The organism is Candidatus Thiodiazotropha endolucinida, assembly GCF_001715975.1.
Classification (GTDB): Bacteria; Pseudomonadota; Gammaproteobacteria; order Chromatiales; family Chromatiaceae; genus Thiodiazotropha; species Thiodiazotropha endolucinida.
Window position 1 is genome coordinate 32303 of record NZ_MARB01000027.1, and the last position, 20743, is coordinate 53045.

General features: G+C 56.0%; 16 protein-coding genes. 7 read left to right on the forward strand and 9 right to left on the reverse strand.

All coding sequences use genetic code 11. From position 1 onward, the window contains the following. Positions 1-49: 49 nt before the first annotated feature. A complete protein-coding gene (locus CODIS_RS17760) occupies positions 50-580 on the forward strand; it encodes a DVUA0089 family protein (protein ID WP_268805722.1) in 531 nt (176 codons plus the stop codon). A 202-nt stretch (positions 581-782) separates the two neighbouring features. On the opposite strand, the gene CODIS_RS17765 is transcribed toward CODIS_RS17760, so the two are convergent. Continuing rightward, positions 783-2234 (reverse strand): TrkH family potassium uptake protein, encoded by a 1452-nt coding sequence (locus CODIS_RS17765; RefSeq protein ID WP_069127626.1) that lies wholly within the window; start codon positions 2232-2234, stop codon positions 783-785. Between the two features lie 15 nt (positions 2235-2249). After that, a complete protein-coding gene (trkA, locus tag CODIS_RS17770; RefSeq protein WP_069127629.1) occupies positions 2250-3623 on the reverse strand; it encodes a Trk system potassium transporter TrkA in 1374 nt (457 codons plus the stop codon). Between the two features lie 209 nt (positions 3624-3832). Here trkA and CODIS_RS17775 point away from each other — a divergent pair, with 209 nt between their 5' ends. Together CODIS_RS17775 and CODIS_RS17780 are read left to right on the forward strand one after the other, a co-directional pair. Continuing rightward, a complete protein-coding gene (locus CODIS_RS17775) occupies positions 3833-5662 on the forward strand; it encodes an alkaline phosphatase PhoX (RefSeq protein WP_069127632.1) in 1830 nt (609 codons plus the stop codon). Between the two features lie 76 nt (positions 5663-5738). Continuing rightward, positions 5739-7379, forward strand: coding sequence for a hypothetical protein (locus tag CODIS_RS17780; RefSeq protein ID WP_069127635.1), 1641 nt, complete (start codon positions 5739-5741; stop codon positions 7377-7379). Between the two features lie 110 nt (positions 7380-7489). Here the strand turns inward: CODIS_RS17780 and CODIS_RS17785 are convergent, their stop codons facing one another. From CODIS_RS17785 to def, 6 genes are all read right to left on the reverse strand, one after another. After that, positions 7490-8860, reverse strand: a complete 1371-nt coding sequence (locus CODIS_RS17785; RefSeq protein WP_069127639.1) for a sigma-54-dependent transcriptional regulator — start codon at positions 8858-8860, stop codon at positions 7490-7492. After that, entirely contained in the window at positions 8857-11046 is a 2190-nt protein-coding gene (locus CODIS_RS17790) for an ATP-binding protein (RefSeq protein ID WP_069127642.1), read from the reverse strand. The genes CODIS_RS17785 and CODIS_RS17790 overlap by 4 nt, the downstream gene beginning before the upstream one ends. Beyond that, positions 11028-11588 carry a DUF4390 domain-containing protein gene (locus tag CODIS_RS17795; protein ID WP_069127646.1) on the reverse strand — a complete coding sequence of 187 codons (561 nt, stop codon included), beginning with the start codon at positions 11586-11588 and terminating at the stop codon, positions 11028-11030. Before CODIS_RS17795 ends, CODIS_RS17790 begins: the two co-directional genes overlap by 19 nt. Continuing rightward, positions 11585-12892 carry a 16S rRNA (cytosine(967)-C(5))-methyltransferase RsmB gene (gene rsmB / locus CODIS_RS17800; RefSeq protein ID WP_069127704.1) on the reverse strand — a complete coding sequence of 436 codons (1308 nt, stop codon included), beginning with the start codon at positions 12890-12892 and terminating at the stop codon, positions 11585-11587. The genes CODIS_RS17795 and rsmB overlap by 4 nt, the downstream gene beginning before the upstream one ends. 20 nt (positions 12893-12912) lie before the next feature. Then, the gene (gene fmt, locus CODIS_RS17805) at positions 12913-13851 is read right to left on the reverse strand and encodes a methionyl-tRNA formyltransferase (protein WP_069127649.1); all 939 of its coding nucleotides are present in this window, start codon (positions 13849-13851) and stop codon (positions 12913-12915) included. A 120-nt stretch (positions 13852-13971) separates the two neighbouring features. Further along, positions 13972-14505 carry a peptide deformylase gene (gene def / locus CODIS_RS17810; RefSeq protein ID WP_069127652.1) on the reverse strand — a complete coding sequence of 178 codons (534 nt, stop codon included), beginning with the start codon at positions 14503-14505 and terminating at the stop codon, positions 13972-13974. 185 nt (positions 14506-14690) lie between these two features. Between def and CODIS_RS17815 the strand changes: the two genes are divergently transcribed. From CODIS_RS17815 to topA, 4 genes are all read left to right on the forward strand, one after another. After that, positions 14691-15725, forward strand: coding sequence for a LysM peptidoglycan-binding domain-containing protein (locus CODIS_RS17815; RefSeq protein ID WP_069127655.1), 1035 nt, complete (start codon positions 14691-14693; stop codon positions 15723-15725). 30 nt (positions 15726-15755) lie between these two features. Next, a complete protein-coding gene (dprA, locus tag CODIS_RS17820) occupies positions 15756-16904 on the forward strand; it encodes a DNA-processing protein DprA (RefSeq protein ID WP_069127657.1) in 1149 nt (382 codons plus the stop codon). A gap of 8 nt (positions 16905-16912) precedes the next feature. Continuing rightward, complete coding sequence (locus tag CODIS_RS17825; RefSeq protein WP_069127660.1) at positions 16913-17389, forward strand: Smg family protein; 477 nt, start codon at positions 16913-16915, stop codon at positions 17387-17389. Between the two features lie 85 nt (positions 17390-17474). Then, positions 17475-19754: a type I DNA topoisomerase gene (gene topA / locus CODIS_RS17830; protein ID WP_069127664.1), complete on the forward strand. Its 2280-nt coding sequence runs from the start codon at positions 17475-17477 to the stop codon at positions 19752-19754. Between the two features lie 189 nt (positions 19755-19943). On the opposite strand, the gene CODIS_RS17835 is transcribed toward topA, so the two are convergent. Next, positions 19944-20681, reverse strand: coding sequence for a YqiA/YcfP family alpha/beta fold hydrolase (locus CODIS_RS17835; RefSeq protein ID WP_235615273.1), 738 nt, complete (start codon positions 20679-20681; stop codon positions 19944-19946). Positions 20682-20743: the final 62 nt, after the last annotated feature.

Sequence of the window (20743 nt, forward strand, 5' to 3'; positions counted from 1 at the left end):
CGTGATCACGGCTTTCATAAAACGACATGCTTACGAGGATCGGCATACTATGCATAAATTAATCAATCTCTTAGTAGGATGCTTGCTACTGCTGCCCTTAGCCACATCAGCGAATATCATCTATACGACTGGATCGATTACCGCTAATGGAGAAGGGTCAGTGGCCTACACGCTGTTTGACCAGAATGCCCCAGGATGGACAGGGATTTACGTAAATTCATGGGACTTCGACACCTATGTCTATCTGTTTGAAAGTGACGGCTATCTCGACAGCTCAGACTACATCACACGAAACGATGACGGTGGACTCGGACTTAACTCCTTCATCGGCAGGGTATTGAATGCGGGCAGTTATATCTTGGCCGTGTCTGATTACTATCTTTCCTTGAGTGAGGCCTTGTCCGGGTATAACAGCAATAACTATTATGGTGACTATTCACTGACAATAGCATCGAGGGCTCATGTCGGATTCCCCACCAGCTCCGTTCCCGAACCAACAACACTGTCGTTGCTGGGATTGGGCTTATTGGGTGCGGGACTTTTCCGTCGTCGAATGAAAAACCCCCCTGCGGCCAGGTAGATACCTATCCATCCCACCATAACCCGCTGTTCATTCAGCGGGTTTTTTTCAGCCCCGGATTCAACCTATCACGCCTGCACCGCTGACCGATTCTGAACCAACCGTTTGAAACCGCCGGCCTAGCCGGCAATAGTAACCTAGGGCCTGTTAACACTCATCCAGCTGGCCCTAGGGCGGAAGCTTATAGTCAGATATGATTCGGTTACTTTCGCCAGAAGGCCGGGGTCAACAATACCAGCAGGGTAAATATCTCCAATCGCCCAAGCAGCATGGCGAAACAGAGTATCCACTTGGCGGGATCGTTTATGTTGGCATAGTGCGCACCCACATCGGCCAGGCCGGGGCCCAGATTGTTGATACTGGCCGCCACCGCGGAGAATGAGGTCATCAGATCGAGCCCGGTGGATGCCAGGGCCAGATACATTATGCCGAAGCTGGCCACATAGAGGGCAAAGAATCCCCACACCGCATCCACAATCCGCCATGGAATGGTTTTGGCGCCGATACGGATCGGAATCTCTGCATTGGGGTGGATCAGACGATTGATCTCTCGCACACCCTGTTTGATCAACAACATAAAACGTATCACTTTGATACCGCCACCGGTGGAACCGGCGCAGCCACCGACGAAACTGGAGAAAAGCAGCAGAATGGATATGAATCCCGGCCAAAGGGAATAGTCGGCCGTGGTGAACCCGGTTGTGGTCCCGATCGACACTGCCTGAAACAATCCGCGTGCGATCGATTCTCCCCAGTTCCCGTAGACCCCCATCAAATAGAGCGCGGCGGATACGATGATGATCACTATCGCCAGGGTGGTGATATAGCCACGAAATTCAGGATCCTCGAAATAGGTGCGAAGCGATCTTCTGCGCACGGCCAGGAAATGCAGGGCGAAGTTCGCACCGGAGAGCAGCATGAAGATGACCGCGATCATCTCGATCAGGGTGCTGTCGTAATAGCCGATGCTCTCGTCATGGGTGGAAAAACCACCGATGGCCACTGTCGAGAAGGCGTGTCCCATGGCGTCAAAGGGCTTCATGCCCCCCAACCAATAGGCCAGCATACAGCTGAGGGTCAGCCCCAGATAGATATACCAGAGTGCCTTGGCGGTCTCGGTGATACGCGGCGTCAACTTGTTGTCTTTCACCGGCCCCGGGGTCTCCGCGCGGTAGAGCTGCATGCCGCCGACCCCCAACATCGGCAATACCGCCACCGCCAGTACGATGATCCCCATCCCGCCCAGCCACTGCAGTTGCTGGCGATAGTAGAGAATCGAGATCGGCAGTTCATCGATCCCGACGATGACCGTTGCGCCGGTGGTGGTGAGGCCCGATATCGACTCGAACACCGCATCGGTGATTGTCATGTCATGGTTTTCCGCGAACAGGAAAGGAAGGGAACCGGTCAGCCCCAACACGCCCCAGAACATCACGACCACGAGAAAACCGTCGCGCACCCGTAGATCCTGGCGACGGTTGCGTACCGGAGCCCAGAACGCCAAACCGAGCCCCAGGGTGAGGATAAAAGCATCTGTAAAGCCGACCAGGGCACCGTCACCGGTCATCATCGAAATTCCAAGGGGTGGAAGCATGCTGAGACTGAAAACCATCAGCAATACACCCAGAATTCGTTGAACCACAAAAAGATGCATATTCGATTTCCTGGATTACAGGAAGGTCACACCGACCTGGAAGAGTTTTTCCACATCGCGGATTTTCCGTTTGTCCACCAGGAACAAGATGACGTGGTCGTCACTCTCGATCATGGTATCGTGATGGGCGATCAGTACCTCATCTCCCCGCACGACCGCCCCAATGGTGGTGCCACTGGGCAGTTTAATCTCTTCGATGGCACGTCCGACCACCTTCGACGAACTTCTGTCTCCATGGGCCACCGCCTCGATCGCTTCAGCGGCGCCGCGCCGAAGCGAGTGCACCTGCACCACATCACCGCGCCGTACATGGGTCAGCAAGGTACCGATGGTGGCTTGTTGGGGCGAGATCGCGATATCGATGGTTTCACTCTGCACCAGGTCGACGTATGAGGGACGATTGATCAATGCCATCACCCTTGCGGCGCCAAGACGTTTGGCCAGCATGGCGGAGAGAATATTGTCTTCATCGTCATTGGTCACGGCGCAGAAAACATCCGTATTCTCGATATTTTCCTCCAACAGCAAACTCTCATCCGCCGCATCACCATGTAAAACGATGGTCAATTCGAGTCGTTCGGCAATCTCTCTTGCCCGCACTTTATCGTTTTCGATGAGTTTGACCCGATATTTCCGCTCCAGGGATGAGGCCAAACGTCTGCCGATATTGCCGCCACCCGCAAGCAGCAGCCGCCGATAGGGCTTCTCCATCTTGCGCAGCTCACTCATCACTGAAAGGATGTTCTCCGCCGCGGCGATAAAGAACACTTCGTCTTTAACCTCTATCACGGTGTCCCCTCTGGGGATTATCACCTCACCCTCACGGTAGATGGCGGCAACCCGCGCATCTACATTCGGCATGTGCTCATACAGCGTGCTGAGGGCATTCCCCACCAGAGGACCGTCATGGTAGGCCTTTACCGCCACCAACCTGACCCTGCCATCCGCGAAATCAAGCACCTGCAGGGCTCCCGGATATTCGATCAGTTTGAGTATGTAGTCGGTTACCAACTGCTCCGGGCTGATCAACACATCAACCGGCACCGCGCCCTGTTCGAACAAGCGGGGATAATCGAGATAACCCTGTGCCCGCACCCGGGCTATCTTGGTCGGGGTATGGAACAGCGTGTAGGCAACCTGGCAGGCGACCATATTGGTCTCGTCGCTGTTGGTGACCGCCAGAATCATATCCGCATCCTCGGCGCCCGCCCTGCGCAGCACATCCGGATGGCCCGCATGACCCCTGACCGTACCGAGATCGAGCCGGTTCTGCAGATCCATCAACAGATGCTCATCCTGATCGACCACGGTGATATCGTTTGCTTCGCTGACCAATGCATTGGCTACCGAGCGACCCACCTGACCGGCACCGAGAATAATTATTTTCATTGTTTCATCGGGTGTAGTTGTTTAAGGCCTAATATCAACTTGTGCTAGGTCCCGCTAACAGTAAGCCAATAGGTTCTAGCGATCACCATTATATCTGTTTGCAATATAGCATTCATATAAGCGCCATAGATATGACACCGTTTGGCAACAGTTGCTACCTAGAATGCTGCCGGCCTACAAGTATTACGCCTATACGGGGAGCATATTCTATGTTGCAAAAGAAATCATTTCGTCTGCTAGCCCTGCCAGCCTCTATCGCGGCAGTATTATTGTCTTCATCTCTGCTGTTAACCGGATGCGACGGTGATGACGGTGATGACGGTGATGACGGCGTCGACGGTCAAGCCGGAGTCGACGGCGCTGACGGCATCACGAATTTCATCACCGTAGGATTGAAGCGACTTGCGACTGCCCCGCTTGGCGCTGAATTCACTGGTCTGTATCTGAACAGCGACAACACCCTGTTCCTGAATGTCCAACACCCCAGCAGCAGCAACACTACGGCAGACACCGCCGGCAAACTATTCGATAAAGGCAGCGTGGGTGTCATCGTCGGCCAAGACTTCTCTGCCCTGCCTGAAAACTTCGGCGCACTAGACCTGCCGGTCACCACTGCCGAGAAAGAAGTGGTCATGACTGCAGTCGGTTCATACCAGGTACTGTCTCAGCAGGGCGACGCACTGAATGACGGCAGCTCCATGGGTGACATCATCGCCCTGGACGGAACCACCCTGATCAAAAGTTCCAACGATCCTGACTTCAACGGTGTCATCCCTGACGGTAACGGTGGCTTCTATGTCTACAGCAACTGGGAAGACCGTCCCGGCAGTATGAGCCGTATCCAGGTAGGCGGTCTGACCGACACCGGTTACACCACCATCATTCAGGAAGGCATGATCGATTTCTCCAGTGTCGGCGGCACCTGGGTTAACTGCTTCGGTACCGTCAGCCCCTGGAACACCCCGCTCTCATCAGAAGAGCTCTACTTCGATGATACTGCCGATTGGTTCAATCCGGATTATGAGTACTTCGACAATCCCCAGTCTCTGGCGACCTATTTCGGTTATCCCACCGACGGCAGCGGCGACTGGCCGAACCCCTATCGCTACGGCTACATTGTTGAGCTCGGTAACGCAGCCGATGCAGTCGTTGCCAATGTCACGGTCAATAAACTGGAGACCATGGGCCGTTACTCGCATGAAAACTCGGTTGTCATGCCTGACCAGAGAACTGTCTTCCTGAGTGACGACGGCACCGGTGTTGTCTTCTTCAAGTTCGTTGCGGATGTTGCCGGCGATATGAGTGCAGGCACTCTGTATGCTGCACAAATCACACAGGCTGCCGGTGTTGACGATCCCGCAGAGGCCGTGCTGGGTATCGAATGGATCGAACTCGCCAGCATGAGTGAAACGGATATCGAAACGGTAATCGCCTCCTACGACGGCACCTTCGCCGACGCCAACTACATCACCGACGAGCAAGTCTGTGACTGGGCTGAGTCCAAGACCAGTACCGATCTAAGCTGTGACGAAGACACCACTGTGGATCCCAACCCATTCAGCGACGATCGCGTGGCTTACCTGGAGAGCCGCAAAGCGGCCGTCGCTCTGGGCGCCACCGGTGAATTCCGCAAGATGGAAGGCGTGAACATCAACTACGGCCTGGCATCAACCTGGTGGAACGGCGGCGCTGCCGACGGCGACCAGGCCTACATGTACATGGCCATGTCCAGCTTCGACAAAACCATGAGCGACGACGAAGGCGCCATCCAGCTGAATGGTGACAACGGTAAGTGCGGTGTTGTCTACCGCATGCAGTTGATGCGCAATGATCAGGGCGAGGTTGATGTGAAGACCATGGTGCCAGCCATTGTTGGCGGACCCTACTACGCTGACCGTTCAGTCAACGAGTGCAACGTCAACAACATCTCCAATCCTGACAACCTGCTGATCCTAGACGATGGGCGCGTGCTCATCGGTGAGGACACCGGCAACCACGAGAATAACGTGGTCTGGGTGTTCGATGATCCTGCGATCTAAAAGTCTCCCAGGTTAGTCGAATCAGGGAATGGGGGAGTGGCCTATGCCACCCCCTTTCTGATTTAGGAGGATATCCATGAAACGTACTATATCAATCATCTCGCCAATCGTCTTTGTACTCGCAACGGCATGTGGCGGTTCAGATAGTGACTCCGACAGACAAAATCAGGCACTCACTTTTCCAACCAGTTATGAAAAATCAGTTGCCGGAAACCTGAGACCCGAGGAGACCGGCCTGGTATACAATCTGGAGGCGATAGTCCCTCCCCAGTGCTACACCAAGCACGAAGCCACTTACAATCCCTGTTTGACCTGCCACCAAACCTACACATTCGGCAGTCGCCCGAATTTCATGAACGACAAGGCATTGCAGGCAGAATACTCATTCTCGGAGATCGGGGTGAGCAACCATTGGCAGAACCTGTTCGAGGACCGTTCCGAGGCCGTCTCCCAGATCAGCGATCAGGAGGTCATCGACTATATCTATACCGACAACTATTCGACCCTGATTGAACAGTTGCAGAGCGAACCCTGGGAGGGACCGATACCCGTCATTCAAAACCTGCATCTTGGTGCCGGCGCCTTTGATGATCAGGGCTTCGCGCTCGATGGCAGCCACTGGGTGGCCTTCAACTATAAACCCCTGCCGAGTACCTTCTGGCCGACCAACGGCTCAACCGATGACGTTATGGTCCGCCTTCCCGCAGCCTTTCGCGAGCAGCGTTGCAACGGCAGCGGCTACTCCCGGGATACCTACATCGCCAATCTGGCGATTCTGGAGGCGGCGATACACGACCTGGAACAGGTCAGCCTGCCGCAGGTGGACGAAAACAGCTTCTGTACCGATCTAAACGGGGACGGTCAACTTGGGATCATCAACATGATAGACCGGCCTGATTCCTATGTCGGTAACGCATCGGATGTCAGCGTGACGCCAATGCTCTACCCCGAAGGGGTGGAGTTCCTGCACACGGTGCGCTATATCGGGCTGGACGAGGATATGTCGATCACCATTCCCGCACGTATGAAAGAGGTACGCTATATGCTCAAGCATACCTTCTATACACCACCGGAACTGCTTTCGATGTATGGCAACGAGAAGCAGGAAAAAATCGATGGCAACCTGCCGAATTTCGTCTCCCGGGGCGACAACGGATTGGATAACGGCTTCGGCTGGCTGGTGCTGGGTTTCATCGAAGCCGCCGACGGCCATCTGCGTAAGCAAAGCGAAGAGGAGACCACCTTCTGCATGGGCTGCCACACCACCATCGGCAGCACCATTGATCAGACCTTTGCCTTTCCCCGCAAGGTGACCGGCGCAGCGGGTTGGGGATACATCAACCTGCGAGGCATGAGAGACGCACCCAGTGTCGGCGAGACGGAAGGCGAGATTCTCAACTACCTAAAGGTTGCCGGCGGCGGCAATGAGTTCCGCGAAAACGAGGAGATCATCGAGAAGTGGCTCAACGGGGATGGCAGCGTCAATGAAGCGAAGGTCTCGGGGGCGGACGTCTATGAACTGATCACTCCGAGCTCCGAGCGTGCATTGACCCTAAACAAGGCCTATATGGTGATCGTACGGGTTCAGGATTTCATCCACGGTCGTGACGCCAATGTCACGCCGGCGGAGAACGTCTACCAGACGGTCGATCCAGAGACCGCCCCGGTATTGCCGACCGCGCGTCAGTACGACTGGGATATACGCCTGGCCTGGTGACTTGAAACCGGGCAGGAGATCTGAAAGGGCTTTCTAGCCTTTAAGTCACGGAAAACCGTACCTTACAAAACATTTGCGTTTATTCGCGTTAATTTGCGGACCTTTATTTATCACCGCTTGTCCTTGAACTCGATCTCCAGGGATTTCAATTTACGGTAGAGATGGGTGCGCTCCATCCCCACCTCCTTGGCCATGCGCGAAATGTTGCCCTCGTGCTGACGCAACTGATACTCCAGGTAGACCTTTTCGAACTCCTCTCTGGCCTGTCGCAGGGGTTGATCGAAGGTAACCAGGGATTCCAGCCCACCCAGTGAAGTCCCGACATCGGGCGCCCCCAATGCCGCTTCCACCTCCTCCTGGGAAATCTCGTTGCCGGCGCCCAGGATCAGTAACCGCTGCACCAGGTTCTTCAATTCCCGCACATTGCCGTGCCAGGGATGGTTGCGCAGGGTATTTTGCGCCCCCACATTAAAGTGCCGGTAGGGCAGCTTTTCATGGGTGACATACCAGTCCACATAGAAGTTGAGCAGCTCCGGGACATCCTCCGCGTGTTCACGCAATGGCGGCACATGCAGGGGCACCACATTGAGATGGTAGAAAAGGTCTTCACGAAAGGTCCCCTCCTGCACCGCCTCTTCCAGATTGTGTTGGGTGGCGGCAATGATCCTTACATCGATAGTCACCGGCTCTGTGCCGCCCACCCGCAGGAATCGAGCGGTATCCAATGCGCCTACCAGTTGCGACTGCGCTTCCAGATCCATATCGGCCACTTCATCAAGGAACAGGGTCCCTCCCACGGCCTGCTCGAGTCGCCCATAGTGGATGCGCCCGTCACTTTCGCTGCCGAACAGCTCCTGAGCGGCATTCCCCTTCACAATCGAGCTGACATTGACCTCCACAAAGGGTCGATCGCGGCGAACGCTCTGCGAGTGAAGATAGCGCGCCAGGGTTTCGCGGCCACTGCCAGGTTCTCCGGTTACCAACACCCAGGTATCGTGTTGGGCGATCCTTTTCACCTGCTCACGCAGACGTTGCATCACCGGGCTTCTGCCGGTCGGTTCATGCACGGCATGTACATGGCGTTTCAGTCCAACATTCTCCTGTTTGAGCTGCTCCGCCTCCAATGCGCGATTGACCGTCAATAACAACTTTGCCAGAGAGAGGGGCTTCTCCAGAAAATCGTAGGCCCCCAACCGAGTGGCTTCCACGGCGGTCTCCACCGTGCCATGACCCGACATCATGATTACCGGACAGGGCAGTCCCTCATTCTCACCCCACTCTTTCAACAGGGTGATGCCATCCACATCGGGCATCCAGATATCGAGCAGGATCAGTTCCGGACGACGATCCCGCAGCGCCTGGCGGGCCGATTTCCCATCCTCAGCCATCGCTACCTCGTAGGATTCATCCTGTAGAATCTCTTTTACCAGATTGCGGATATCAGGCTCGTCATCCACAACCAGGATATAGGCGCGACTCATACTTCACTCTCCTCTGTTGCACTCTCTCGAGCCAAGTCCAGCAGCATCGGCAGTTGCACCACCATACAGGCCCCTTTATCACAGTTTTCCGCCCAGATGATACCGCCATGCTCCTCAACAATCTTCTTTACGATCGCCAAACCCAACCCGGTTCCCTTCGGTTTGGTTGTGACATAGGGTTCGAAGAGCTCTTGAATCATCGCCTCAGCAATGCCCGGACCATTATCCTGCACGCGCAATTCATAGTATGGGTGGTCATCCCTACTCAGAATCTTGGAGACAAGGGAGACCTTACCCCGCTTCTTGCCCTCCAACGCCTCGACAGCGTTTTTAACAAGATTGTGTACAACTTGACGTATACGCAAGGGATCTGCCTCTATCCTGGCGTTAGTGGCCGACAGGTCAATTTCAAACCCTACCCCATGAGTACCCCGATAGAGGTCCACTATCTCCCCGATCAGGGTATCCGGCTTGATCGGCTTTAGCTCCATTTGCGGTGGACGGGCATACTCGGAAAAGTCGTTAACCATGCTCTTCATGGCTTCTACTTGCTGTACGATGGTATGGGTCGCGCGATCGAGCACCTCGGCATCTTTCTTCGGCATATCCTTGAGATATTTATGGCGTAAACGCTCTGCCGAAAGCTGAATAGGCGTCAACGGATTTTTTATCTCGTGGGCCAGACGCCGCGCCACTTCACCCCAGGCAGCATCCCGCTGAGCACGAATCAGAGCCGTTACGTCATCGAACAAAACGATATGACCTTTGCGTCCGTTGGGTTGGGCAAAAGGCGTGGCCCTACAGATCAAGACCTTACGACCCTCACCACCAAACAGGGTCAATTCGCCGCGCCACTCTTTGTCGATCTGGCGTAACGGAACCTCCAAACCTTCGGCGAACTGCCTCAGAATAGGTGACTCGAGGGCCAATGCCTGAACCGGCAGATCGATCATCCTATCCAAATTAATGCCCAGGATCTTTTCCGCGGCCGGGTTGGCCGTGCGCATTTTACGTAGCGCATCAAAGGTCAGCACCCCGGACGAGAGCCGGGTCAGGACGGTTTCAAGGTAGGCGCGCTGTCCCTCGACTTCACGCTGGCTCTCGGCGGCCTGATCCCTGGCCTGACGGATGCGGCGGGTCATGGTATTGAACGAGGCAACCAGGAAGGCAAGCTCATCCGCCCGCCTTGGGACGGGCAGACGCCGATCGTAATTCCCCTCGGCAACCGCCTTGGTACCGGCCGCGATGTTCGCTATCGGCGCCACCATGCGCCTGGCCGAAAAGAAAGCGGCCCAGACCGCTGACAACATTGCGAACATCAACACCAGAAACAGGGTCAGGGAGAAGTTGCGTTTCAGTGATTGACGTAAAAATGAGAGCTCGTTGTAACGGTTATAGGCCACTTCCAGCTTCTCCGACAAAGCACTCACCCTTTCCGATGCGGGATAGAGCCCCTGAATAATAAAGGGGCGCCCGAGCGGGTCCGCCACCGCGACCCGAATCATCAACTCATCCTTCTCCCTCGCCAATCCGACATAGCTGTTCCCCTCGCGCAGCCGCTGCATGATGTAATCATCCGGTTTGGCCGGCACCAGCTCATCCGCCACGGCATTGGAGTAGGCAATGATCTGCCCGGCAGGATCGCTGAGTGAGAGCTCCAGCGCACCCGATTGCTGGCGCAGTTTCGCTATCGTCAGCGAGAGCGCCGATTCAGAGGTGTCCGCGATACTGAGCAATTGCTGTTCCGTATATTTCAGCCAGACCCTTTGATTGAGGGACAAAGAAGCCCGGGCCAGATCCCGCGCATCCTGCATGGCCTGGTCGATCTGCACGTCAAACCAGCTGTCGATACCCCCCTGTAGAAAACTGAAAGAGTAGTAATAGACCACACCCACCGGCAGTAGGGAGATCAAGGTAAAGATCAACACCATGCGCAGGGTCAGCCTGGAACCTGCGCTGTGCCTCAGATATTGGCGTATCAGGCGTATCGAGTTGTAGGTGATCAGCACGAACAGAACGAACATGCCCGCCAAGTTGAATATCAGCAGTGGGACAAAGTAGCGGCTCAAGTCGGCGGAGTTCTGCACCGCGCTGCTCATCAGGTGCAGACTCACCAGCAGCAGTATCAGCAGCAGGCCGACGGAGAGCCCTCCCAGACGTAATCGGCTCAGGGTTGAAGGGGCCATTGGGACCATCCTGTCGTCAGTTTCCAACCCCTGCCAAGGTAGGCCAACGGCTGTAGAGGCAGGGGCAGGGATTCTATGTCGAGGTCAGCGCGCAAACGTAGCTGATAAGCCTCTCCGGGCGCCAGTTTTACCGGGCTGACCATGGGTAGATTGGTGATCTCACCCAATGCATGCAGCGCCGCATCCTGGGTGACGAAATTCTGTTCATCTCCTGTCTGTCCGTCAACGATTCGATAGAGCTCAGTCAGGGCATGGTAGCGAATCTGAAAACTCAAGGTGGTTGTGAATGGGCTCGGTTCCCAGAATCCACGCCATACCTTCTCCACGAGAAGTTGCACTTTCAAGGTCAGCGGCACACCGTTATTCAGCGCTTCGTGGGCCTGTTCACTTAATTGATAGTCGATTCGGGCATTCAACTGGTAGACATTGTCGATTTGTATGATCTGAACATCTTTGATAGTGAAGGCCGTCGCCTGCGTCAGCGGCAGCATCAGCATCAGCATCAGCAAAATTGGCAACAGCCAGTAGGGTCCTCTCTTCATGTGGCTCTTTTAATCAGACGTGCGTAATAAAAACCGTCCAAACCGTCCTCACCGGGAGCGATCTGGCGACCCACGGATCTGGCCTCTCCCCAGGGCACATCCATCACATCCTCCTTCGCGTCGGCCTGCCGGCTGAGAAATTGCTGCAGCTGCAATTCATTCTCCTGGGGCAGGATTGAACAGGTTGCATAGAGCATCACACCACCCGGTTTCAACAACCGCCATACTGTGTCCAGAATTTTGTTCTGAAGTTTCACCAGATTGATGATATCCGTCTCCCTGCGCAGATACTTGATATCCGGATGGCGGCGGATGACACCCGTTGCCGAGCAGGGCAGATCCAACAGAATTCGATCATAACACTGACTGGTCCAGGATCCATCGGGGTCGGCGGCATCTCCCTGCTGCAGGGTCGCCCGGCGTCCGATGCGCGACAGATTTTCACTGACCCGCTGCAGACGCTCGGCATCGCTGTCCAAAGCCGTCAACTCGATTTCCGGCTCCATCTCCAGCATATGACAGCTTTTACCGCCAGGGGCGGCGCAGGCATCCAGCACATGTTGTCCGGGCTGTAAACCCAACAGGCCGGCCGCCAGCTGGGCGGCGCCATCCTGTATTGAGACACAACCCCGAGCAAAGCCGGGCAGGCTCTCCACATCCATGGCCCTGGTCAGGTTGATGCCGCTCTCGACCCGGGGCATGGGCTCGGCATCGATGCCGTTCTTCCGCAACAGATCGAGATAGTCATCGCGGGAGTTGATTTGCCGGTTGACCCTGAGACTCATGGGCGGATGCGAATTGAGCGCCTCTGCACGCTGCTGCCAGCTCTCGGGCCATTGGGTCTGCAGCGCATGCAGCAACCAGCCCGGCATGGCATAGCGCGCCTCCGGCTCACCCTCAAGGGCTTCGATCAAGCCTTCCCGCTGACGCTGAAAATTGCGCAGCACGCCATTGATCAGGCCTACCGCCCAACGCTTACGGAGCTTGTTCGCCGCACCGGCTGTTTCATGTACCGCGGCATGGTCGCCAACCCGGAGATAGAGGAGTTGATAGAGTCCGATCAAAACCAGGGCTTCGATGTCCCGGTCCCTCGATTTCAACGGCTTCGCCATTAATTGACGTTGTATAAAATGCAGCTTGAGATAGTTGCGCATCACACCGAAACAGATCGCCTGAACCAATCCCCTGTCACGACTATCCGCAAGCCGGTCCAGATATTGCGGCAACAGTTCCGAGAGGGAACGCCCCGCCAGCACCTTTTGAATCACAAGTGCAGAAACCAGACGCGGGTCTCCGGATTTCATTGTCCCCGCGCCGGCCGGCATCACCCCAATACCACGCCATCCATCGAGTGGGCATTGAGAAAATCGGCGGCGGACATGGCACGTTTTCCCGGCATCTGCAGTTGGCTGATTCGCAAAACCCCATCACCGGTGGCAACGTCGATGCCGGGTTTCCCACTACGCAATACCTCCCCCGGCTTAGCGGCACACCCTTCGTTCAATGGCTGCGCCTGCCAGATTCGCATGATCCTGTCGTCGTAGCGGCATTGGGCCACGGGCCACGGATTAAAGGCCCGCACCTTGCGGTCAATCTCTGCAGCGGGTCGCGACCAGTCGATCAATCCCTCCTGTTTTTCCAGCTTACCGGCATAGTTGGCCAGATGCTCATCCTGGATTTCGGCTTGCAGTCGGCCACCGGCCAGGTCGGGCAGACAGGTCACCAGCGCCTGCGCGCCCAACAGCGCCAAGCGGTCATGCAGGGTACCGCCGGTATCATCGTCACGAATCGGCGACCTCAAAGTGTACAGCATCGGCCCGGTGTCGAGGCCGGCTTCCATCTGCATGATGGTGACGCCGCTCTCCTTGTCGCCGGCCAACAGCGCCCGCTGGATCGGTGCGGCTCCCCGCCAGCGCGGCAACAGGGATGCATGTATGTTGATACAACCCAACCTGGGAATATCCAAAACAGCCTGCGGCAGTAACAATCCATAGGCCACCACCACCATCAAATCCGCGTTCAGGCCGGCCAGTTCATGCTGTGCGTTTTCATCCTTCAATGTTTGTGGCTGCCTGACCTCTATGCCTTTTGCCAGGGCCATCTCCTTAACCGGACTGAGTTGTACTTTCCTGCCCCTGCCGGCGGGTCGATCCGGTTGGGTATAGACGGCCACTACCCGATGATGAGTGGTTAACAGGGCCTCGAGCGCGGTGGCGGCAAACGCCGGCGTGCCGGCAAATACGATTTTCAGTGGCTCAGACATGAGCGGTTGACCTGCTTTGGTCAAAATATCGGGTTGGATTTGATAGGTTTGGGACCGGTGTCTCAGACAAACCCGAATGGACGGATGAATATTGGATCAAGATGGGACTCCAGAGCGTGTTCAGATGACCTGGTGGGCTTTTGCGCCGGGGGTATCCTGCTGCCGACTCTCCTTTTCCAGCTTCTTACGGATCCGCTGACGCTTGAGGCTGGAGAGATAGTCCACAAACAATTTACCTTCCAGGTGATCCAGTTCATGCTGTATACAGACCGCCAACAATCCCTCGGCCTCCATTTCGAAGGCGGCACCGTCACGACCGAGGGCCCGTACCCGGATCAGGTTGGCCCGTTTCACCATTTCGTAGGCGCCGGGGACCGAGAGACAACCCTCTTCCATCTGCTCTTCGCCATCTTTCTCGATTATCTCCGGATTCACCAGGCAAAGAGGCTGATTCTTCTCTTCGGACAGGTCGATAACGACCACCCGGTTGGCCACATTGACCTGGGTCGCGGCAAGCCCGATTCCCGGGGCCTGATACATTGTCTCAAGCATATCGTCAATCAGCCGACGTATAGAGTCGTCAACCTGAGCCACTGGTTTGGCCTTGTTGCGCAGTCGTGGATCGGGAAAATGGAGTATGTCTAGAATCGCCATCTGTTTTTCCAAAATCTATAGTACAAATGCAAGAAATTGCGCTAACATTATGATCATACTGGAAACTAGTGTAGTGTCACAGACTGTTTTTCAAGAAAAATCGTCATCGAGTATAGAACACAACACACGGGAGAATATCCGCAGTTGATCGCTAGGTTTTCCGCTTCGTACCCAAGGGAATAGTTATGTCATATCTTAACAACAAACTCATCGGAGTCATCAGCGGCCTGCTGCTCTCCTTTTCCGCACTTGCGGCCCAGCATGTCGCGCTTAATCCCTCACACCCGGAACGCTACACCGTGGTCAAGGGCGATACGCTCTGGGACATCTCATCGATGTTTCTGCGGGATCCCTGGCTGTGGCCAGAGGTCTGGTATGTCAATCCGCAAATTGCAAACCCGCATCTGATCTATCCCGGTGACGAGATCGTTCTCACCTATCGCGACGGTCAGCCGGTACTCCAACTGAGCCGGAAAAACAGCCTTTCGCCAAGAGTCCGAGCCACTCCTCTGGATCAGGCGATTCCGACCATCCCCATCGATGCCATCGCCCCATTCCTGACCCGCCCCTATGTGGTCGACGAGAATGAGCTGGAAAAGGCACCCTATATCGTCCATTTTCTGGATGACCATATTGTGGGCGGCGCGGGTATCAGCTACTACGCCCGCAGCATCATGGAGGAGCGGCCAATCCAATACGCGGTGGTTAGACCGGAAAAGCCCTATAAAGATCCTGATACGGGAGAGATTCTCGGCTATGAAGCCCTCTATGTCGGCACTTCCGAACTGAAAAGAACAGGCGATCCCGCCAAGCTGCTGCTTACCTCTTCCGACATGGAAGCGATCATCGGTGACCGCCTGATCAAGGAGCAGGAGGACGAGCCGCTGATCGACTTTCAACCCCGGGTGCCTGAGAATCCCATCGAAGGACGCATCATCTCGGTGCTCAACGGCGTAACCCAGATCGGGCAATACAACGTGGTGGTGTTGAACAAGGGCGCCAACGTGGGCCTGGAGGCCGGCCATGTGCTGCGCATACTGCAGGGTGGCGAAGCTATCCGCGACATCGTCAAAGGCCGCGGTGAAACGGTCACGCTGCCGCTGGAAGAGGCCGGCCATCTGATGGTCTTTCGTACCTTCGAGAAGGTCAGTTTCGCGCTGGTCATGGATGCCACAAAACCTCTGCATGTTTTGGACTGGGTACGCACACCGGGCTCTTAAAAAACAATCGATCTGAACAAGCCGCGTAGCATGGATGGTACAACCGGCACATCTCAACAAGACCCGGAGGCCTGGCTGCTCGTCGGCCTCGCCTCCGGTATCGGCAGTCGCTACTTTCAGCGCCTGCTGGACCACTTCGGCGAACCGCAATCCATCCTCGACGCCTCGCGTACTGAACTTGCCGAGCTTGGCATACCGAATCCGGCCATCGACGCCCTGTTGGCGCAAGACCGCAGCCGGATAAAAGCCTCCCTGGAGTGGTTGACGAAGCCGAATCATCAACTCCTCACCCTCAACGACAAGGAATATCCAACCCTGCTGCGACAGATCGACGCACCGCCCCCCCTGCTCTTTCTGATCGGTGACAAACAGCTGCTGCACCAGCCTCAACTGGCTATCGTCGGCAGCCGCAATCCGACCGCCACCGGACTCGAGAATGCCCACGAATTCGCCCGAAGCCTGGCCGCCTCAGGCTTCTGTATCACAAGCGGCCTGGCTCAGGGAATCGACGGCGCAGCTCACAGCGGCGCACTCAAGGGCGGCTCGACCATTGCCGTGATGGGAACGGGAGCAGACCGGATCTATCCCGGCAGTCATAAGCGTCTCGCCCATCAGATTGCCGATCAGGCACTCTTGGTCACCGAGTTTCCACCCGGCACCCCGGCAAGAGCGGAAAACTTCCCGCGACGCAACCGGATCATCAGCGGCCTGGCGCTCGGTACCCTGGTTGTCGAGGCCACACTGCAGAGCGGATCACTGATTACCGCAAGACTCTCATCAGAACAGGGGCGAGAGGTATTTGCCATTCCTGGCTCCATTCACAATCCCCAGGCCCGTGGCTGCCATGCCCTGATCAGACAGGGCGCCAAGCTGGTGGAGTCTGCCCAGGACATCGTCGAGGAACTGGGCGCCCTGTTCGCAACGCTGGAAAACCCGACAGATACTGAATCGACTACAGAAGATTCTGATATCATGCAACGGGATGCCGACTACCAGCGCCTGGTGCAGGCGCTGGGCTATGATCCGGTGTCGGTTGACGAATTAATCACCCGTACGGGTTTGACCGCGGAGGCAGTTTCGTCCATGCTGCTGTTGCTCGAGCTTGAAGGTCATGTATCATCGGCTCCCGGCGGCTACTACTGCCGTACAGACAGACTGACATCCCGCCACAGCGGGTGAGAGAGCATATGAACGAAAACGTGGTCGACATTCTGATCTACCTCTATGAGAACTATATGGATGGTGAACAGGCCCCACCATCGGATCAACACGAACTTCGTGACGAATTGATTCAAGCCGGCTTCCCCGCGGGCGAGATCGATAAGGCCTTCGATTGGCTGGATGAACTCGCCAACAACGATCAGTCTCAGCATGGTGACACCAATCAATCTCACTCCCTGAGGGTCTTCACGGCAGAGGAGACCGCCCGACTGGATGTGGATTCCCGTGGTTTGCTGCTGTTTCTGGAGCAGAATGACATACTGACGGTAAATGCCCGTGAGCTCGTTATCGACCGGGCCCTGGCGCTCGACACCGCCATCATCACGGAAGAGGAGTTGAAATGGATTATTCTACTGGTATTGATGAATCAGCCTGGACAGGAAGCAGCTTTCGCGCGCATGGAGGACATGGTCTATAACGAAGTTCCGATGTTCCTGCATTAACCGCTGCTGACATAAAACACTTGATTTCTTTTACGTGGGACGGTTCACTGTCCCGCGTTTTTCCCTTGAAACGACCCAAACAGAGATGAATCTGGTTATTGTTGAATCGCCGGCAAAGGCAAAAACCATCAAAAAATACCTCGGTGGAAACTTCGAGGTAATGGCCTCCTACGGCCATGTGAGGGACCTTATACCCAAAGAGGGCGCGGTCGATCCCGACAAGGGTTTCGCCATGAAATACCAGGTGATCGAGCGTAACGACCGCCATGTCCAAGCCATCACAAAGGCACTGAAAAAATCTGAAGCCCTCTACCTGGCGACCGACCCCGACCGTGAAGGTGAGGCAATTTCCTGGCACCTTTCCGAGCTGCTCAAGCAACGCGGCAAGCTCAAGGACAAACCGGTCTACCGGGTCGTGTTCAACGAAATCACCAAAAAAGCGGTGAATGACGCCATATCCAATCCCCGCGAGCTTTCCCATGAGCTGGTCGATGCTCAGCAGGCGCGCAGGGCGCTAGACTACCTGGTGGGTTTCAATCTCTCGCCCCTGTTATGGAAAAAGGTTCGCAGGGGTCTCTCGGCAGGCCGTGTACAGAGCCCGGCCCTGCGCATGATCGTGGAAAGGGAACATGAGATCGAGGCCTTCAAGGCGGAAGAGTTCTGGACCATAGAAGCGGATACTGAAAAAGAGAAACAGGGTTTCTCCGCACGCCTCACCCATTACCGGGGTGAAAAGCTGGAGAAGTTCAGCATTACCGATGAGCTCAGCGCCAAGGCTGCTGAAAAACAGCTGTTGCAGGCAGGCAGCGGCGGCCTGCTGGTGGACAAGGTCGAGAAGAAACAGCGCAAACGCAATCCCGCCCCACCCTTTACCACCTCCACCCTGCAACAGGAGGCGGCCCGCAAGCTTGGATTCACGACGCAACGCACCATGCGCACCGCACAGCAGCTCTATGAGGGGGTGGACGTCGGTCAGGGCACTGTCGGCCTGATCACATACATGCGTACCGACTCTGTTCACCTGGCGGACGAAGCCCTGGCTGAGATCCGGGAGCTGATCAGCAAGCGCTATGGCAACGATCAGCTGCCCCCATCGGTGCGCCACTTCAAGACCAAGTCGAAGAATGCCCAGGAGGCCCATGAAGCGGTCAGGCCCACCTCGGTAATGCGCATACCGGAAGAGATCAAAAGTCACCTGACCAAGGATCAGGCCAGACTCTATGAACTGATCTGGAAAAGGTCGGTCGCCTGTCAGATGATTCACGCCACGATCCACACGGTGGCCGCCGATCTGCAGTGCGGCGAGGGCAATATCTTCCGCGCCAATGGTTCTGTGATCGCCAAACCCGGCTTCATCACGGTCTACCAGGAAGGGCTCGATGACGGTGCCAAGAGCGACAGCGATGAAAAACTGTTACCGCCGCTGAAGGAGGGGGAGACACTGCCCCTGAAGGCGGTCCGCCCCGAGCAGCACTTTACCGAGCCACCGCCCCGCTATAGCGAGGCGAGCCTGGTGAAGGCCCTTGAGGAGTACGGCATCGGCCGTCCCTCCACCTATGCCTCCATCATCTCCACCCTGCAGGATCGGGAGTATGTGGTACTGGAGAAGAAGCGCTTCAAGCCCACCGATGTGGGCCGGGTGGTGAACAGATTTCTCACCGATTACTTTACCCGCTACGTGGACTACGGTTTCACCGCCAATCTGGAGGATGAACTCGATGCCGTCTCCCGCGGTGAAGAGGATTGGATACCGTTGTTGAGCAAGTTCTGGGGGCCGTTCAAGGAGCAGATCGATCATACCCAGGAGAATGTGAAACGCAGCGATGTCACCCATGAAGCCCTGGATGAGGCCTGTCCCAGCTGCGGCTCACCGCTCTCCATTCGCCTCGGCCGGCACGGCCGCTTCATCGGCTGCACCAACTACCCCACCTGCGACTACACCCGGGACCTGAACGCGGACACCAGCGAGAAGGAAGAACCGGAGGTTGTGGAAGGGCGCAGCTGCCCTGAATGCAGCGCTGAACTGGTCATCAAGCGCGGCCGTTACGGCAAATTCATCGGCTGTTCCAACTATCCGAAATGCCGATATATCGAACCGCTGGAGAAGCCGGAGGATACAAGCGTTACCTGCCCCAAGTGCAGCAAAGGCACGCTGTTGAAGCGTAAATCCCGGCGCGGCAAGATCTTCTACTCCTGTTCCACCTACCCGGATTGCGACTACGCCGTGTGGAATGAACCGGTCGCCGAACCCTGCCCCAACTGCGGCTGGCCGGTGCTGACCATCAAAACCACCAAGCGAAACGGTACCGAAAAGGTCTGCCCGCAAAAGGACTGCTCATTCAGCGAACCCGTCGAAGAGGGTTGATTCCAGTCCGCAAATAAACGCGAATAAACGCAAATGTCATGTAGGGTGCGGCTTGCCGCACCGTTAAACCATCCGGATACGCCGGTGCCACACTGATGATTGTGTATTGGTGCGGCAAGCCGCACCCTACCTCCAGATTGCTAGTTCCCATGCTCCTGAGTGGGTACGTATATATAAAAACATTTGCATTTATTCGTGTTCATTCGCGGACTTCTTAATCTCTTCCAGTGAGCGATGAATCCCAGCGATGATCGCCACCGCCTCCTCCATGTGGTCGAAGGTGTGGCTCCCCCCCTCGAAACAGTGAATGTTACCGATCCCCTGATAGATCCCCTCTGCGATACGGTAGTCGATCAGTTCATCCCCCTTGTCGAGTAGCAGGGTTGTCGGCACCCCTTCAGGGCTCGGCTCCACCGTGTATTGCCGTGTGCCGGCCACCATCTCCGATGAGAGATAGTAACGCTCATCCAGGGCCTGGTTGTATTGCCAGCCTATCACCTGTTGCAGCAGCTCCCAGGGCTGTAGGGCGGGATTGATCATCACCAGGTGGTGAATCTGCAGCTGCTGTGCCAGCCAGGCGCCGTAGAACCCCCCCATGGAGCTCCCCACCATGACCAAAGGCTCGTCAGCACTATTCTCATCCGCCATCAGAGGCCGCAGGGTTTGAGTCAGCGATTCGACAGCTTTCGCCGCAGTATGGGCTGGATAGGTAGGACTGATGACCTGCATGCCGGGGAGCGATGCTCTCAATACCGCCGCCTTGCCGGAACTGCCGGCACTGTTGAGTCCATGGAGATAGATAATCACGATACGAGGAATAGTAATGTTCGGAATGAATCGGGTTATAAGGCTATTCGGGTCGGGTGCCGGAAAGGTGTATAATAAAACGAATTGAACGGAGTCGGCCACTTGAAGGGATTTCATCATCACATCACTTTCCCTCTCAACAATCAGCACTCCGCATACACCAGTGTTCGGGCGAAAAAGTA

Excerpts from the sequence above, each read along its gene's own strand:
- CODIS_RS17760 (WP_268805722.1), top strand. The coding sequence starts at position 50 with ATGCATAAATTAATCAATCTCTTAGTAGGATGCTTGCTACTGCTGCCC.
- CODIS_RS17765 (WP_069127626.1), bottom strand. The coding sequence starts at position 2,234 with ATGCATCTTTTTGTGGTTCAACGAATTCTGGGTGTATTGCTGATGGTT.
- trkA (WP_069127629.1), bottom strand. The coding sequence starts at position 3,623 with ATGAAAATAATTATTCTCGGTGCCGGTCAGGTGGGTCGCTCGGTAGCC.
- CODIS_RS17775 (WP_069127632.1), top strand. The coding sequence starts at position 3,833 with ATGTTGCAAAAGAAATCATTTCGTCTGCTAGCCCTGCCAGCCTCTATC.
- CODIS_RS17780 (WP_069127635.1), top strand. The coding sequence starts at position 5,739 with ATGAAACGTACTATATCAATCATCTCGCCAATCGTCTTTGTACTCGCA.
- CODIS_RS17785 (WP_069127639.1), bottom strand. The coding sequence starts at position 8,860 with ATGAGTCGCGCCTATATCCTGGTTGTGGATGACGAGCCTGATATCCGC.
- CODIS_RS17790 (WP_069127642.1), bottom strand. The coding sequence starts at position 11,046 with ATGGCCCCTTCAACCCTGAGCCGATTACGTCTGGGAGGGCTCTCCGTC.
- CODIS_RS17795 (WP_069127646.1), bottom strand. The coding sequence starts at position 11,588 with ATGAAGAGAGGACCCTACTGGCTGTTGCCAATTTTGCTGATGCTGATG.
- rsmB (WP_069127704.1), bottom strand. The coding sequence starts at position 12,892 with ATGAAATCCGGAGACCCGCGTCTGGTTTCTGCACTTGTGATTCAAAAG.
- fmt (WP_069127649.1), bottom strand. The coding sequence starts at position 13,851 with ATGTCTGAGCCACTGAAAATCGTATTTGCCGGCACGCCGGCGTTTGCC.
- def (WP_069127652.1), bottom strand. The coding sequence starts at position 14,505 with ATGGCGATTCTAGACATACTCCATTTTCCCGATCCACGACTGCGCAAC.
- CODIS_RS17815 (WP_069127655.1), top strand. The coding sequence starts at position 14,691 with ATGTCATATCTTAACAACAAACTCATCGGAGTCATCAGCGGCCTGCTG.
- dprA (WP_069127657.1), top strand. The coding sequence starts at position 15,756 with ATGGATGGTACAACCGGCACATCTCAACAAGACCCGGAGGCCTGGCTG.
- CODIS_RS17825 (WP_069127660.1), top strand. The coding sequence starts at position 16,913 with ATGAACGAAAACGTGGTCGACATTCTGATCTACCTCTATGAGAACTAT.
- topA (WP_069127664.1), top strand. The coding sequence starts at position 17,475 with ATGAATCTGGTTATTGTTGAATCGCCGGCAAAGGCAAAAACCATCAAA.
- CODIS_RS17835 (WP_235615273.1), bottom strand. The coding sequence starts at position 20,681 with ATGATGAAATCCCTTCAAGTGGCCGACTCCGTTCAATTCGTTTTATTA.